At 72.2% G+C, this 13,370-nt stretch carries 14 protein-coding genes; 3 read left to right on the forward strand and 11 right to left on the reverse strand.

Features of this window, described 5'->3' with window-relative positions:
* Positions 1–48: 48 nt before the first annotated feature.
* The 7 genes from N8J89_RS36320 to N8J89_RS36350 all read right to left on the reverse strand — a co-directional run bounded on the left by N8J89_RS36320 (position 49) and on the right by N8J89_RS36350 (position 8,411).
* Positions 49–1,515, reverse strand: coding sequence for an FAD-dependent oxidoreductase (locus N8J89_RS36320; protein ID WP_283661454.1), 1,467 nt, complete (start codon positions 1,513–1,515; stop codon positions 49–51).
* Positions 1,512–3,587: a molybdopterin oxidoreductase family protein gene (locus tag N8J89_RS36325; protein WP_502868374.1), complete on the reverse strand. Its 2,076-nt coding sequence runs from the start codon at positions 3,585–3,587 to the stop codon at positions 1,512–1,514. The genes N8J89_RS36320 and N8J89_RS36325 overlap by 4 nt, the downstream gene beginning before the upstream one ends.
* A gap of 96 nt (positions 3,588–3,683) precedes the next feature.
* On the reverse strand, positions 3,684–4,481 hold the full coding sequence (locus N8J89_RS36330; protein WP_283661456.1) for a TIGR02569 family protein: 798 nt from the start codon (positions 4,479–4,481) through the stop codon (positions 3,684–3,686).
* 100 nt (positions 4,482–4,581) lie between these two features.
* Positions 4,582–5,766, reverse strand: coding sequence for an adenylyltransferase/sulfurtransferase MoeZ (gene moeZ, locus N8J89_RS36335; protein ID WP_283661457.1), 1,185 nt, complete (start codon positions 5,764–5,766; stop codon positions 4,582–4,584).
* A gap of 140 nt (positions 5,767–5,906) precedes the next feature.
* Positions 5,907–6,896: a DUF3152 domain-containing protein gene (locus tag N8J89_RS36340; RefSeq protein ID WP_283661458.1), complete on the reverse strand. Its 990-nt coding sequence runs from the start codon at positions 6,894–6,896 to the stop codon at positions 5,907–5,909.
* A gap of 100 nt (positions 6,897–6,996) precedes the next feature.
* Positions 6,997–7,413: a DUF7878 domain-containing protein gene (locus N8J89_RS36345; protein ID WP_283661459.1), complete on the reverse strand. Its 417-nt coding sequence runs from the start codon at positions 7,411–7,413 to the stop codon at positions 6,997–6,999.
* Positions 7,413–8,411: an alpha/beta fold hydrolase gene (locus N8J89_RS36350; RefSeq protein ID WP_283661460.1), complete on the reverse strand. Its 999-nt coding sequence runs from the start codon at positions 8,409–8,411 to the stop codon at positions 7,413–7,415. Before N8J89_RS36350 ends, N8J89_RS36345 begins: the two co-directional genes overlap by 1 nt.
* A gap of 116 nt (positions 8,412–8,527) precedes the next feature.
* Between N8J89_RS36350 and N8J89_RS36355 the strand changes: the two genes are divergently transcribed.
* Positions 8,528–9,163, forward strand: a complete 636-nt coding sequence (locus tag N8J89_RS36355; RefSeq protein ID WP_283661461.1) for a TetR/AcrR family transcriptional regulator — start codon at positions 8,528–8,530, stop codon at positions 9,161–9,163.
* A 41-nt stretch (positions 9,164–9,204) separates the two neighbouring features.
* On the opposite strand, the gene N8J89_RS36360 is transcribed toward N8J89_RS36355, so the two are convergent.
* A complete protein-coding gene (locus N8J89_RS36360; RefSeq protein WP_283661462.1) occupies positions 9,205–10,107 on the reverse strand; it encodes an alpha/beta fold hydrolase in 903 nt (300 codons plus the stop codon).
* A gap of 5 nt (positions 10,108–10,112) precedes the next feature.
* Complete coding sequence (locus N8J89_RS36365; protein ID WP_283661463.1) at positions 10,113–11,015, reverse strand: AurF N-oxygenase family protein; 903 nt, start codon at positions 11,013–11,015, stop codon at positions 10,113–10,115.
* Positions 11,016–11,084: 69 nt separating this feature from the next.
* Here N8J89_RS36365 and N8J89_RS36370 point away from each other — a divergent pair, with 69 nt between their 5' ends.
* Both N8J89_RS36370 and N8J89_RS36375 read left to right on the forward strand, forming a co-directional pair.
* Positions 11,085–11,834 (forward strand): TetR/AcrR family transcriptional regulator, encoded by a 750-nt coding sequence (locus N8J89_RS36370; protein WP_283661464.1) that lies wholly within the window; start codon positions 11,085–11,087, stop codon positions 11,832–11,834.
* Positions 11,831–12,163, forward strand: coding sequence for a DUF4873 domain-containing protein (locus N8J89_RS36375; protein ID WP_283661465.1), 333 nt, complete (start codon positions 11,831–11,833; stop codon positions 12,161–12,163). Before N8J89_RS36370 ends, N8J89_RS36375 begins: the two co-directional genes overlap by 4 nt.
* A 69-nt stretch (positions 12,164–12,232) precedes the next feature.
* Here N8J89_RS36375 and N8J89_RS36380 read toward each other — a convergent pair whose 3' ends face one another.
* Both N8J89_RS36380 and N8J89_RS36385 read right to left on the reverse strand, forming a co-directional pair.
* Positions 12,233–12,463 carry a DUF3107 domain-containing protein gene (locus N8J89_RS36380; RefSeq protein WP_283661466.1) on the reverse strand — a complete coding sequence of 77 codons (231 nt, stop codon included), beginning with the start codon at positions 12,461–12,463 and terminating at the stop codon, positions 12,233–12,235.
* 105 nt (positions 12,464–12,568) lie between these two features.
* Positions 12,569–13,222 (reverse strand): ferritin-like fold-containing protein, encoded by a 654-nt coding sequence (locus N8J89_RS36385; protein WP_252482297.1) that lies wholly within the window; start codon positions 13,220–13,222, stop codon positions 12,569–12,571.
* Between the last annotated feature and the right edge of the window lie 148 nt (positions 13,223–13,370).

Consider the following 13,370-nt stretch of genomic DNA (forward strand, 5'->3'; position numbering starts at 1 on the left):
AGTCCTGTATAGCACGGGGAAACTCGCGCGGAGAATAACTCGATTAGGTTATGCGGACCTTTCTGCCGGTCCGCCGTCCTGGGCGCCGAGCCAGTCCAGGATGCCGCAGACCGCGTCCGTGCAGCCGCCGCAGCCGGTGGTGGCCCTGGTGCCCTTGGCCACCGCGCCCAGGGTGCGCGCACCGGTCTTCCAGGCGGCCACGATGCGGCCCTTGCTGACCGTGTTGCACCGGCACACCACCGCGGCGGCGGGCAGGTCGGCCGGGCTGGCCGCGCGCGGGGTCTCCAGCGCGGCGCGGCCGAGCAGCAGGCCGAGCCGGTCGGCGGGCGCGGGCAGGCCGCGGTCGTAGAGCTGGGTGATCAGCGCGGCCGCGTCCGGCGCGCCGAGCACGATCGCGCCGGCCACCTTGTCCTCGCGCAGCACCAGCTTGGCGTAGCGGCCGCGGGCCGGGTCCTCCAGCCGCAGCACCTCCGCGCCGGGCGCGTCCACCTCGCAGTGCACCTCGCCGAGCGCGGCCAGGTCCACGTCCCTGGCCTTGAGCCGGGTGACCACCGGGGTGCCCCGGTAGCGGGCGGCCGGATCAGTTCCGGTGAGCAGGTCGGCCAGCACCGCGGCCTGCTCCCAGGCGGGCTGGACCAGGCCGCCGACCGTGCCGGGGTGGCTGGCGCAGTCGCCGATGGCGTGGATGCGCGGATCGTTGGTGCGCAAGGAGTCGTCGATGAGCACGCCGCGGTCGCAGGCCAGTCCGGCGGCCTCGGCCAGCCTGGTCTCCGCGCGCACCCCGGCCGAGACCACCACCAGGTCGGCCGGCACGCTGCTGCCGTCGTCCAGCTTGAGCCCGTCGCCGGGCACGTAGCCCGCGGCCAGCACGCCCAGCCGGAACTCGATCCCCAAGGCCCCCAACGTCTTGCTCAGCACCCGCCCGGCTCCCGGGTCGAGCTGCCGCTCCATCAGGTGGCCGACCGGGTGGATCACGGTGACCAGGTTGCCGCGCCCGGCCAGGCCCCTGGCCGCCTCCAGGCCGAGCAGGCCGCCGCCGAGCACCGCGACCGGCGCGCCGGGCTTGGCCGCGGCCACGATCCGGGCGCAGTCGGCCAGCGTGCGGAAGGCGACCACACCTTCGGCGGGCCGCCCGTGCTCGTCGGTCAGCCCGTCGGTGGGCGGCAGCCAGGCCCGGCTGCCGGTGGCCAGCACCAGTGCGTCGTAGGGGAGTTCCGCGCCGTCGGAGAGCCGGACCACCCGGTTCGGGCGGTCGATCGCGGTGACCGTGACCCCGGTGCGCAGGTCCACCTGGTGGGTCTGCGCCCAGTCCTGCTCGTGCAGCCGGACCGCGGCGGCCTCCAGCGAACCGGCCAGCACGCTGGAGAGCAGCACCCGGTTGTAGGCGGGCTCGTCCTCCTCGCCGACCACGGTCAGCGCGATCCGCTCACCTGCGGGGTCGCGGCGGCGGACCTCCTCGGCCACCCTGGCCCCGGCCATTCCGTAGCCGATGACGACCACCCGGCGTGCGTTCATGTCAGGGCCTCCAGTCGAACCGCACAGACCTTGAACTCGGGCATCCGGCTGGTCGGGTCCAGCGCGGGGTTGGTGATCAGGTTGGCGCGCTGGTCGCCGGCGAAGTGGAAGGGCAGGAACACGGTGTCCTGGCGCAGGCTGGGCACCGTGCGCACGGCGGCCAGCACCACGCCGCGCCGGGACACCACCCTGGCCCGCTCGCCCTCGCGCAGCCCGGCGCGGGCCGCGGTGTCCGGGTGCACCTCCACGAACACCTCCGGCACCGCGTCGTTGAGCTCGGGCACCAGCCGGGTCTGCGCGCCGGACTGGTAGTGCTGCAACACCCGTCCAGTGGTGGCGTACAACGGGAACTCCGCATCCGGCGGCTCGGCCGGGCCCCGGTGGTCCACCGGGATGAAGCGGGCCCTGCCGTCCGGGGTGTTGAACCGCTCCAGGAACATCCGGGGGGTGCCGGGGTGCCCGGCCGAGGGCACCGGCCAGTACAGCTCCTCCCCGGCGCGCAGCCGGTCGTAGTCCACGCCGGAGTAGTCGGCCGGTCCGCCCTTGCTGGCCGCGCGCAGCTCGGTGAACGCGGTCTCCGCGTCAGTGGGGAAGCGTTCGGCGGGCTGGCCGAGCCGGATGGCCAGCTCGGCCAGCAGGTCCTGGTCCCCGCGCACCCCGAGCGGCGGGCGCAGTGCCCTGCGGCGCAACAGGATCCGGCCTTCCAGGTTGGTCATGGTGCCGTCCTCCTCGGCCCACTGGGTGACCGGGAAGACCACGTCCGCGCGGGCCGCGGTCTCCGAGAGCACGAAGTCGGCCACCACCAGCAGGTCCAGCGCGGCCAGCCGCTCGGCGACCCGGTTCGAGCGCGGCGCGGAGACCAGCACGTTGCTGCCGAAGACCAGCAGCGCCTTGGGTCCTTCCGGCTGGCCGAGCGCGTCGAGCAGCTCGTAGGCGGAGCGGCCGGGCCCTGGCAGCTCCTCGGGGTCGATCCCCCACACCTCGGCCACGTGCGCGCGGGCGGCCGGGTCGGTGATCAGCCGGTAGCCGGGCAGCTGGTCGGCCTTCTGCCCGTGCTCGCGGCCGCCCTGCCCGTTGCCCTGGCCGGTGAGGCAGCCGTAGCCGGAGCCCGCGACCCCGGGCAGGCCGAGGGCCAGGCACAGGTTGATCCAGGCGGAGACGGTGTCCGCGCCGCTGGCGTGCTGTTCCGCGCCCCGGCCGGTGAGCACGTAGGCGCGCTCGGCCTGGGCGAGCAGCCGGACCGCGGCCCGCTGGTCGGCCACGCTGACCCCGGTGACCCGTTCCACCTGCTCCGGCCACCAGCGCGCGGCCAGCCGCCAGGCCGCCTCGAAGCCGGTGGTGCGCGCGGCCACGTAGCCGGCGTCGAAGTGCCCGTCGGCCACCGCGAGGTGCAGCAGGCCGAGGGCCAGCGCCAGGTCGGTGCCCGGGGCGGGTTGCAGGTGCAGGCTGGCCAGCTCGGCGGTGGGCGTGCGGCGCGGGTCGATCACGATCAGCCCGCCCCGGTCGGCGGCGTTGCGCAGGTGCTGGGTGAACGGCGGCATTGTTTCGGCCACGTTGCCGCCGACCAGCAGCACCGCGTCCGCGCTGGCCAGATCGGTCACCGGGAACGGCAGCCCGCGGTCCAGCCCGAAGGCCCGGTTGCCCGCCGCGGCGGCCGAGGACATGCAGAACCGGCCGTTGTAGTCGATCTGCGAGGTGCCCAGCGCGAGCCTGGCGAACTTGCCCAGCAGGTAGCTCTTCTCGTTGGTCAGCCCGCCGCCGCCGAAGACCGCGACCGAGTCCGGGCCGTGCTCGGCACGCAGCGCACGCAACTTGTCAGCGACAAGGTCCAGGGCGTAGTCCCAGGTCACCGGCCGCAGCACGCCGTCTTCCCGGACCAGCGGGGTGGTCAGCCGTCCGGGGGTGGTGAGCAGGCTGCCCGAGGTCCAGCCCTTCTGGCACAGCCCGCCCCGGTTGGTCGGGAACTCCCTCGGTTGCACCACGGGAGCCGTTGCGGTCCCACTGACCGCCATGCCGCACTGCAACGCGCAGTACGGGCAGTGGGTGGCGGTGGCGGTGGCGATGGCGGTCACCCCCACGACGCTAGGTCCGGCCGGTAACCCGCGGATGGCCCCCGGTTTCGTTTGTGCCACCAGCACCGCACAGTCCGGGGGTGCGCCCGGTGAGGCTCAGATCAGGTCGAGCAGCACGTTCGCGGCGCGGTCCAGGCCGGTCAGGGACTGGGCGGTGGAGCGCGGGTGCAGCGCGTGCACGGCCAGCCGGAACAGCAGCGCGCGCAGCAGCACCTGCGGCCAGTCGATCAGGTGCGACCAGCGCTGCGGCAGGCCGTTGTCCGCCCCGCCCCAGGCCAGCGCGTCCACCACGACCACCCCGGCGGCCCACTCGGCCGGCCGCCAGTACGGGCTGAAGTCCATGATCCCCGGCGGCGCGTTCCCGGCGAAGAGCACGTTGCCGAACAGGTCGCCGTGCACCACCTGCGGCGCCAGCTTGATCGTCCGCCGGGACCCGGCCAGCGCGCCGAAGAGCCTGCCGCCCTTGTCCGGGGCCAGCGGCACGCCGTCCTCGCCCCAGGCCATCCGGTCGGCCATCGCGTAGATGTCCCTGCGCTCCTCCAGGAAACGCGGCTTGGGCAGCTCGGCGGTGGCGTTGTGCAGGCGCAGCGAGACCGAGACGACCTCGTCGTGCCGGGGTTCGGGCTGCCCGGCGAGGTGGCGGGTGGCCGACCAGCCGGAGACCACCCAGCGCCCGTCGCTGGAGCGCAACGGCCTGGCCAGGCGCAGGTTCTCCACGTCGAGGCTGTCCAGGGTCTGCGCGACCCAGGCGGCCTCGGAGGGGTTCATGGCCGGGCGGATCACCGCGTCACCGCACAGCCAGGCCGGGCCGGAGCCGACCAGCTCAGGCTCCGCGGTGCGGGCGCCGAAAGCCGCGCGCACGTGGGCGGGCGGCGGTTCCGGGGTGGCTGTCACGCCAGGGACGCTACCCGCTGGCGCGCGAGTTGTGTGGGAGGCGATGTGACGTTCCCGTTGACCCACAGTGGGAAAGTCACACCGCCATGATCACGTACCGTCAGTAGGTCGGCAGGCTCGGGTCGATCTGCCTGGCCCAGGCGAGGACTCCGCCGCCGACGTGCACCGCGTCCCGGAACCCGGCCTGGTGCAGAGCCGCGAGGGCTTCCGCGGACCGAGCCCCCGACTTGCAGTGCAGCACGATCTGGCGGTCCTGCGGCAGTTCGGAGAACGCCTCGCCGGAGAGGATGCGGTCCTTGGGGATCAGCACCGAGCCGGGGATGCGCACGATCTCGAACTCGTGCTGCTCCCGCACGTCGACCAGCAGGAACTTGTCCTCCCGGTCGATCTTGTCCTTGAGCTCCTGCGGCGTGATCGTGCTGCCCGCGGCCGCGTTCTGCGCCTCGTCGGAGACCACCCCGCAGAAGGCCTCGTAGTCGATGAGCCCGGTGATCGGGTCACCCTGCGGGTCCTTGCGGATCTTGATCGTCCGGTAGGTCATCTCCAGCGCGTCGTAGACCATCAGCCGCCCGAGCAGCGTCTCGCCGATACCGGTGATCAGCTTGATCGCCTCGGTCACCATGATCGACCCGATCGAGGCGCACAGCACCCCCAGCACGCCACCCTCGGCGCAGGAGGGCACCATGCCCGGCGGCGGCGGCTCCGGGTAGAGGTCCCGGTACTGGATCCCCTCCCGGCCGTCGGACGGGTTGGCCCAGAACACACTGGCCTGTCCCTCGAAGCGGAAGATCGAGCCCCACACGTAGGGCTTGCCGAGCAGCACGGCCGCGTCGTTGACCAGGTAGCGGGTGGCGAAGTTGTCGGTGCCGTCCAGGATCAGGTCGTAGTCGCGGAAGACGTCGAGCACGTTGCCGGACTCCAGCCGCAGCTGGTGCAGGTTGACCTTGACGAACGGGTTCAGCTCCGCGATCGCGTCCCGCGCCGACTCGGCCTTGGGCCGGTCGATGTCGGACTGCCCGTGGATGATCTGGCGCTGCAGGTTGGACTCGTCCACCACGTCGAACTCGACGATGCCCAGCGTGCCGACACCCGCCGCGGCCAGGTACATCAGCGCGGGGCTACCGAGCCCACCGGCGCCGACCACCAGCACCTTGGCGTTCTTGAGGCGTTTCTGCCCGTCCACCCCGACATCCGGAATGATCAGGTGGCGGCTGTAGCGGGCGACCTCTTCCTTGGTCAGCTCCGCGGCTGGCTCCACCAGGGGCGGCAACGTCGAGCCCGACATGGGCGCTCCTCCTAGTCCGGTGCACGGGGGCCCGGGTTCCGGCCTCCTTCGGGTGCAACGACCTGGATACACCACTTCTTCCAGCCTGGGACGTCATCCCAGTGGGTGGACACGAACTCCACCCGAGTGCCGGTGCTCGCTCAGGTGACCGGCCAGGGGTTGGGGCGGCAGACCTTGCCGTCCTTCGGCACCGCGTTCTTGTCGCCGCCGTCCACCTGGTTCAGCTCCCACACGTAGTCGTTGGCGGTGCCGAAGGACTGCTGCATCATCACCGGGGCCAGCGCGCCGTTCTCCGCGCACGGCTTGTGCCGCTGGCCGAAGGCGTGCCCGATCTCGTGGTTGATCGCGTACTGGCGGTAGAGCAGGAAGTCGCTCTCGAAGGCGACCGCGCCGTAGCGCCACCGGGCCAGGTTGATCACCAGGCGTTTCTTGCCGCTGTTCCAGCAGGAGGCCTCGTACTTGATGGAGAAGTTGCAGTAGTCGGGGCGGCGCGCGGTGTCGGAGGTGGTCAGGCTGATCCTGATGTCGGCGTTGCCGGAGTCGACCCGCTGGAGGCGGACGTTGCCGCCGCCGATCCAGCTGCGCTCGTCCTGCAGGGTGCCGTCCACGGTCTTGGCGAAGGCGTCGTCGCCGCCGTAGGTGGAGGCGTCGATGCCGTTCTCGATCTCGACGGTGTACTTGTACAGCTTCCCGCCCTTGCCGAAGACCGGTGTCGTGCCGCGCAGCACGTTCCAGGTGCCGCTGCCCTTGTCCTTGTACTCCTTCATCCCCGGCAGCTCCGCGCTGGGGATGTTCGCGGTGAGCTTGCCGGAGGGGGCCTCGCCCATGATCTGCGGCTCCGGCTCCTCGCCCGCGGGACCGGTCGGGATGGTCTCCTTCGGCTGGGCCGCGTTGTTCGGAGCCGGGTCGTTGACGTTCATCAGGGCCAGCACGGTGAGCACCACCAGCACCGGCACCGCGTAGAGCCGCCAGCCGTAGGTGCCCAGGATCCCGCTCTTCTTGCGCTGGGGCGGCGGGGTGTCCTGTTGGGCGGGGTCGGGGCGCCAGGAGGCGGCCAGCGGCTCGCCGCCGGTGCGGCGCTGGCCACGCTGGTACCGCCCGTCGTCGGAGCTGCCACCACGCCGGGTCACGGCGTCACGGGGTCCTTGCGTCGTCCGGGCCACGCTCCCCAGATTGCCACACCCGGCGGCCCGAGCCGGTACTCACCACACCCGCACGGACGGGTGCCGGTCACAGGTAACCGTCCAGCTCGCGGCCCAGCAGCTGGGAGAACTCCAGGCGCAGCGTGCCGAGGTAGGCCAGCACCACCTGGTCGGCCTCGGCGTCGGAGACCGGTCCGCTCCAAGCTCCGGGGGCGAACACCGAGCCGAACCGCCAGCCCGCGGGCACCCGGTCGATCAGCAGCACGCCTTCGGGCTGCTCGAAGGAGTCGTCGTCGAAGCTGAAGCTCGGCCGGTTCGCCACCGGGGTGGCCAGCCAGTGCCGCAGCGCGCCGGCCAGCTTGACCACCGGGAAGTCCTGCTCGGCGTAGAGCTCCCGGCCGTCCTCGCACAGCCGCAGGTCACCCTCGACCAGCTCTTGCACTTGCGCAACGGAATGCCCGTTGAGGCCCGCGCTCTGCAACGCGGTCAGCTCCAGCTCGACCATCACCACTCCCCGCGGTCCACGGCTTCCATCATGCCCAGGCTGGCCCGCGCCACGGTCAGCGGCTTCTCCATCTGCGCCACGTGCCCGGTGCGCGGCAGCACCAGCAGCCGGGCGCGGGGCAGCAGCCGGACCGTGCGCGGCGCCTTGCGCACGCTGACCAGCCGGTCCTCATCGCCCCAGATCACCAGCGTGGGCGTGGTCACCTTCGGCAGCAGCCGCCACAGCGAGCCCTGGCTGAACTCCAGCCAGCTGCGCAGCAGGCCCATCGTGGTCCGGCCCAGCGCCTCCCCGGCCCAGCGCATGTCCCGGCGTTCCAGGTACTCCGCCTCGGCCTCGGCCATCCGGTGCTCCGGCACCAGCTCGGGCTGGGCGAAGCACAGCCGGACCAGCTGCTCGGCCCGCTGCCTCGGCGTGACCTCGGCCAGCTGCCTGCGCACCCTGCGGCCGACCAGGGGCAGCATGGCCAGCACGAACCTCGGGTCGGAGAGCCTGCGCGGGTCCGGCCGCAGGTCCGGCACGGCCGGGGAGACCAGGGTCAGCGTGCGCACCAGGTCCGGGCGGCCCGCCGCGACCAGCAGCGAGACCACGCCGCCGAGGGAGTTGCCGAACAGGTGCACCGGGCCGCGGTCCAGGCCCTCGATGAACCTGGTCATCAGGGCCGCGGTGGAGCGGACCGAGTAGTCGTGGCCGTCCAGCGGCTCGGTGCGGCCGAAACCCGGCGCGTCCGGCGCGAGGCCGTTCATCCGGCCGGACAGAAGATCGGACAGATCGGTCCAGTTGGTGGAGGAGCCGCCGAGGCCGTGGATGTAGACCGCGGTCTCCTCGGCGGGACCCGGCGTCTCGCGCACGTGCAGGCTCACCCCGCCCGCCGTGCGCACCTGCCCTGGCCAGGGCTTTCGGCTGAAGTCGGGCTCCGGCAGCTGGGTAGTGGACAGCGGAGCGCGGCCGAGAGTCGCCCGTACCGCGCCACCGGCCGTCGTCAAGGACGGTTTGGTCATCAGACCAGGATGCGTCACGGACCTGAGATCCGCCTGAGTGGGAAAGGCATGCCCAACCGGGGACTACTTGCGAGTAAGGTTTCCCTTCGAACGAGCACCAGGGTGTGGAGGGCAGCATGACCGACACGGCGCAACCGGGCACCGACCAGGTCGTGCGCGGCGTACGACTGCCGCGTACCGCGCGACGCGCCCAGTTGCTGGCCGCCGCCCAGGACGTCTTCGTGGCCAACGGCTACCACGCCGCGGCCATGGACGAGATCGCCGAGCGCGCCGGGGTCAGCAAGCCAGTGCTCTACCAGCACTTCCCCGGCAAGCTGGAGCTGTACCTGGCGCTGCTGGAGACGCACACCGACGCGCTGGTGCAGCGGGTCCGCGGCGCGATCGAGTCGACCACGGACAACAAGCTGCGCGTGCACGCCGCGGTGGCCGCCTACTTCGAGTTCGTCGACGGCGAGGGCCAGGCGTTCCGGCTGGTCTTCGAGTCCGACCTGCGCCGCGAGCCCGCCGTGCAGGACGCGGTGGACCGGGCGACCGCCTCCTGCATCGACATCATCGCCGAGGTGGTGGTGGCCGACGCCGGCCTCACCGCCGACCAGGCGAAACTGGTCGCGGTGGGCCTGGTCGGGCTCAGCCAGGTGACCGCGCGGTACTGGCTGGACGGCGAGCGGGCGATCCCCAAGGACGAGGCCATCGGCCTGATGTACACGCTGGCCTGGAAGGGCATCGGCGGCGGCTTCCCGCTCCAGCACTGAGACGGCACGGCGCGCGCCGATGTGCTCGGCGCGCGCCGTGATCACACCTGTGCGTGGACCTCGCTGACCACGTTGACCAGTCGCGCGATCCGCTCGGTGACCTGCACCGACCGTTCCAGCGGCAGCATGTGCCCAGCGCCGGGGAAGACGATCAGCTCGGCCTGCGGCAGCTCGCGCGCGATCACCTCGGCGCAGCGCTGCGGGGTCAGCCGGTCGTTGCTGCCGGCCAGCACCACCACCGGCAGCCGGCGGAACGCGGCCAGCGCCTCCCGCCGCTCGTGCAGGAAGAGGTCGTCCAGGTAGCCGGTCAGCGTCAGCGGGCTGGTGCCGGCGATCACCGCGGTGGTCTCCCGCACGTCGATCTTCTCCGGCTGCCGCCCGAACAGCATCCAGCGCATCGCGGGCCGCAGAGGCGTCGGGTACTTGCTCAGCCGCCGCACCCTGCGCTTGACCAGGGCTTTCCCGAACGCGCTCTGGCCGCGGATGACGGTGCGGCCCAGCGGCGCGGGCAGGCCCAGGGTGCTGCCGCTGAGCCCGCCGCAGGCGGTGGCCACCAGCGCGACCGCGGCGACCCGCTCGGCGAAGAGCTCAGGGTGCCGCTGCGCCAGCGCCATCGTGGTCATGCCGCCCATCGAGTGCCCGGCGAGCACCACGGTGCCGTGCGGGACCAGCTCGGTGAGCACCTCGGCCAGGTCGTCGGCGAGCTGCTCGATGGTGGTGCCGCCGGGCTTGGCCTGATCGGACTGGCCGTGGCCGCGCAGGTCGTAGCGGAGCACGCGGATGTCCCCGCACCGGCCGGGCAGCGCGTGCGCGACCCGCCGCCAGCTCTGCCGGTCCAGGGTCCAGCCGTGCACCAGGACGACCGTGACGGGGGCATCCGCGCGCCCCTGCTCCTCGACGGCAAGGCAGGCGCCGTCGCGGGTGGTGAAGGTGAACACGCCCATCTCACTCACTTCCCGAGGAATCCGGAGGCCTGCCACAGCTTGCGGCCGGGGTTGCCGATCAGTCCGGCCTCGTCCAGGAAGCTGACGATCCGCTCCCCGGCCCAGCCCATCGTCTCCCGGAAGTGCGGGTTGCCCAGCGCGGCCCGGCGGGCCTCCTTCGGGTCCAGCCCGACCTGGCGGTAGACCTCCGGGTGCACCAGCGAGCGGGAGACCACGAAGGCGGCCCGCGCGGTGACGAAGCGGTGGTAGCGCAGCGCGGCGCCGGAACACGTCTGCATCGAGCGCAGCAGCTCCTCGCGGGCGTAGCGCACGTGCCGGGCCTCCTCCAGCACGTGGATGCGGTTGACCATGCGCACCAGCGGCTGCACGGAATCGTCCGCGGTGGACTCGCGCTGCAGGCGGTCCAGGATCTCCTCGGCGATCAGGATGCTGGCGAACATGGACGGGCCGCGGCCGATGGTCTTCATCAGGTTGCCCAGCGCGTGCGGCAGCCGCTGCGGGCCGTAGGCCGGCACGTCCAGCTTCTCCACCAGCCGGGCGAACATGATCGAGTGGCGGCACTCGTCGGCGATCTCGGTCAGCGCGTACTGCACGTGCCGCTGCTTGGGGTCCAGGTGGTAGACGTGCCGGACCAGCAGCTCCATCAGGATCACCTCGAACCAGATCCCGACGCTGGCCACGCAGCCGACCTCGTGCTTGGACAGCTCGATCCGCTGCTGCCTGCTCATCCGCTCCCACAGCGGGGTGCCGTAGAGCGAGACCCGGTGCTCCGGCACGAAGAACTTGTCCTCGGCCAGCGGGGCGTCCCAGTCGATGTCGACGTCCGGGTCGTAGGAGTTCTTCGCGGATGAGTTGAGCAACCGCTCGGCGGTCTTCTCCCGGTCCGGCACCTGCAAGCTCCGGCTCATGGCGTCGTCACCCTCCTACTGGATGAAGTGTTACCCGAAGTAACAGCTACCAGTGGTAACGTCCCGTGTATGGCGGATTCTGTCAAGGGCCAACCGAGCAAACGGGGCGACGCCCGGCGCGAGCGCTGGAAGGAACACCGCAGCGTGCGCCGCGCGGAGTTCGTGGAGGCGACCATCAGGGCGCTCGCCGCCCACGGCCCTGACGTGGGCATGGACGAGATCGCGGCCGAGGCCGGGGTCACCAAGCCGGTGATCTACCGGCACTTCTCGGACAAGGCCGACCTCTACCTCGCGGTCGGCGCGCGGGCCACCGATCTGCTGATGGAGCGGATCGTGCCCGCGATCGAGCGCAGGGGCAGCCCGCGCGAGCGGATCGCCGCGGTGGTGGACGCCTACCTGAGCACCATCGAGGAACGCCCCGAGCTGTACCGCTTCATGACCCGCCGCTCCTTCGCCGACCGCCCGGTCGACGCGGACCCGGCCAGCCGCACCGAGGCGATGATCGCCTCCCGGCTGGCCCGGCTGCTCGGCGAGTACATGCGCCTGCTCGGCCTGGACTCCGGCGCGGCCGAGCCGTACGCCTTCGCCGTGGTCGGCGCGGTGGAGAAGGCCGGTGACTGGTGGCTGGAACGCCAGACCATGAGCCGGGAGAACCTGCGCGACTACCTGGTCAACATCGTCTGGCACGCCATCGACGGCTTCACCAGGATGGGCGGCGTGATCATCGATCCCGACATGCCGCTGGACTTCGACCTGCCCGCCGCCCAGCTGCGGATCGTGCGCGGGGACGGCGAGACCGAGCAGCGGGAGACCTCATGAGCGAGCACGACCACGAGCACGAGGAAGAGGGCTACCAGGGCGCGGCCACCCTGCTGGTGGAGGGCGCGGAGCTGCCGGTGGAGGTGCGCCTGCGCGGGCACTTCGAGCCGATCGACGGCCGCTACCACTGGTACGGCCGGATCGCCGCGCACACCGAGCTGACCGAGCTGGTGCAGCAGCGCCGCCCGGCCGCCACCCTGCGCACCCCGGCAGGCGAGGCCGAGGGCGGCCTGTCCGACCCCGACCCCTGGGGCCGCTACCGGATCACCGGCCTGGGCCGCCCGCCGTTCGAGGTGGACGACCTGAACAAGGTCCCGCCGGCGGAGTAGGAGCCGAGACGCAGCGCGGCCCGGTGACCGAGTTCACGGTCACCGGGCCGTTCGCTGTTCTGCCTGGCCTCAGCTACCGACGGCGAAGCCCACCCGGCGGCCGTCGGAGACGCCGATCTCCACGTAGGCGACCCTCGCGGAGGGCACCACGTACCGCTTGCCCTTGTCGTCCACCAGGCTCAGCAGGCCCTTGGTGTCGCGCAGCGCCTCGGAGACCACGGCCTCGACCTCGTCCTGCGACAGCGCGCTCGAGACGACGAGCTCCCGCGGGCTGTCCGCGACGCCGATCTTGACCTCCACACCGACCTCCGTGTGCTCAGAGTATTCGTACTGATCGTCAGCCTAGTCGCGTCCGCCTGGCGTGCGGGGACCGCCCGCTCCGCCCTCGGCGAACACGATCGCGCGTCAGCCCAGGCCGAGCGCGGTCATCCGCTGCGAGTGGCCGCTCTGCAACCGCTTGAACAGCGCCGCGATCCCGGACAGGTCGCCGGAGGCGCGCACCAGCAGCTCGGCCAGCGCGTCCCGCTCGGCCACCACGTACTGGGCCTGGGTGAGCGCCTCGCCGAGCAGGCGGCGGCCCCACAGCGCGAGCCGGTCGCGCACCTTGCGGTCGGCCGCGCAGGCAGCCTGCACCTCGCGCTCGGCGAAGGCGGAGTAGCCGGTGTCGGTGAGCACCTCCAGCACGAGCTCCTTGCTCGGCGACTCCAGCCAGCCCGCGATCTCGCGGTAGAAGTCGGCCGCCAGTCCGTCGCCGACATAGGCCTTGACCAGGGACTCCAGCCAGTTGTGCGGGGCGGTGGAGGCGTGGAAGGCGTCGAAGGGGGCCACGAACGGGGTCATCGCCGTCTCCACGGCCACCCCGCGCAGCGCGAGGTGCTGCTCCAGCAGCCGGTAGTGGCCGATCTCGGCGGCGGCCATGGTCGCCAGCGCGGCCCGGCCGGACAGGGTTGGGGCGGTCCGCGCGTCCTCGGCCAGCCGGTCGAAGGCCGACAGCTCGCCGTAGGCCAGCACACCCAGTAGATCGACGATGCCGGCGTCGGCACTGCCCGTCTCGGTCATGCGGGAGAGCGTATCCGGCCACGACACCCCCTGGAGAAGCGTTCCAGCGGCTAGAATGCCTCCGGACGCCCTGTGCGCGCTGCCGAGAAGAACGATGAGGACACTGCGCGGCGCGGGGCCACGTGATGACGGCGACAGCAGTCGCCCA

The sequence above is a fragment of the Crossiella sp. CA-258035 genome (assembly GCF_030064675.1).
Lineage (GTDB): Bacteria > Actinomycetota > Actinomycetes > Mycobacteriales > Pseudonocardiaceae > Crossiella.

What these genes read in the sequence shown, in the direction of transcription:
- N8J89_RS36350 (WP_283661460.1), bottom strand. Translation starts at nt 8,411, where the DNA reads ATGACCAAACCGTCCTTGACGACGGCCGGTGGCGCGGTACGGGCGACT.
- moeZ (WP_283661457.1), bottom strand. Translation starts at nt 5,766, where the DNA reads ATGTCGGGCTCGACGTTGCCGCCCCTGGTGGAGCCAGCCGCGGAGCTG.
- N8J89_RS36385 (WP_252482297.1), bottom strand. Translation starts at nt 13,222, where the DNA reads ATGACCGAGACGGGCAGTGCCGACGCCGGCATCGTCGATCTACTGGGT.
- N8J89_RS36345 (WP_283661459.1), bottom strand. Translation starts at nt 7,413, where the DNA reads ATGGTCGAGCTGGAGCTGACCGCGTTGCAGAGCGCGGGCCTCAACGGG.
- N8J89_RS36355 (WP_283661461.1), top strand. Translation starts at nt 8,528, where the DNA reads ATGACCGACACGGCGCAACCGGGCACCGACCAGGTCGTGCGCGGCGTA.
- N8J89_RS36320 (WP_283661454.1), bottom strand. Translation starts at nt 1,515, where the DNA reads ATGAACGCACGCCGGGTGGTCGTCATCGGCTACGGAATGGCCGGGGCC.
- N8J89_RS36375 (WP_283661465.1), top strand. Translation starts at nt 11,831, where the DNA reads ATGAGCGAGCACGACCACGAGCACGAGGAAGAGGGCTACCAGGGCGCG.
- N8J89_RS36370 (WP_283661464.1), top strand. Translation starts at nt 11,085, where the DNA reads ATGGCGGATTCTGTCAAGGGCCAACCGAGCAAACGGGGCGACGCCCGG.
- N8J89_RS36365 (WP_283661463.1), bottom strand. Translation starts at nt 11,015, where the DNA reads ATGAGCCGGAGCTTGCAGGTGCCGGACCGGGAGAAGACCGCCGAGCGG.
- N8J89_RS36360 (WP_283661462.1), bottom strand. Translation starts at nt 10,107, where the DNA reads ATGGGCGTGTTCACCTTCACCACCCGCGACGGCGCCTGCCTTGCCGTC.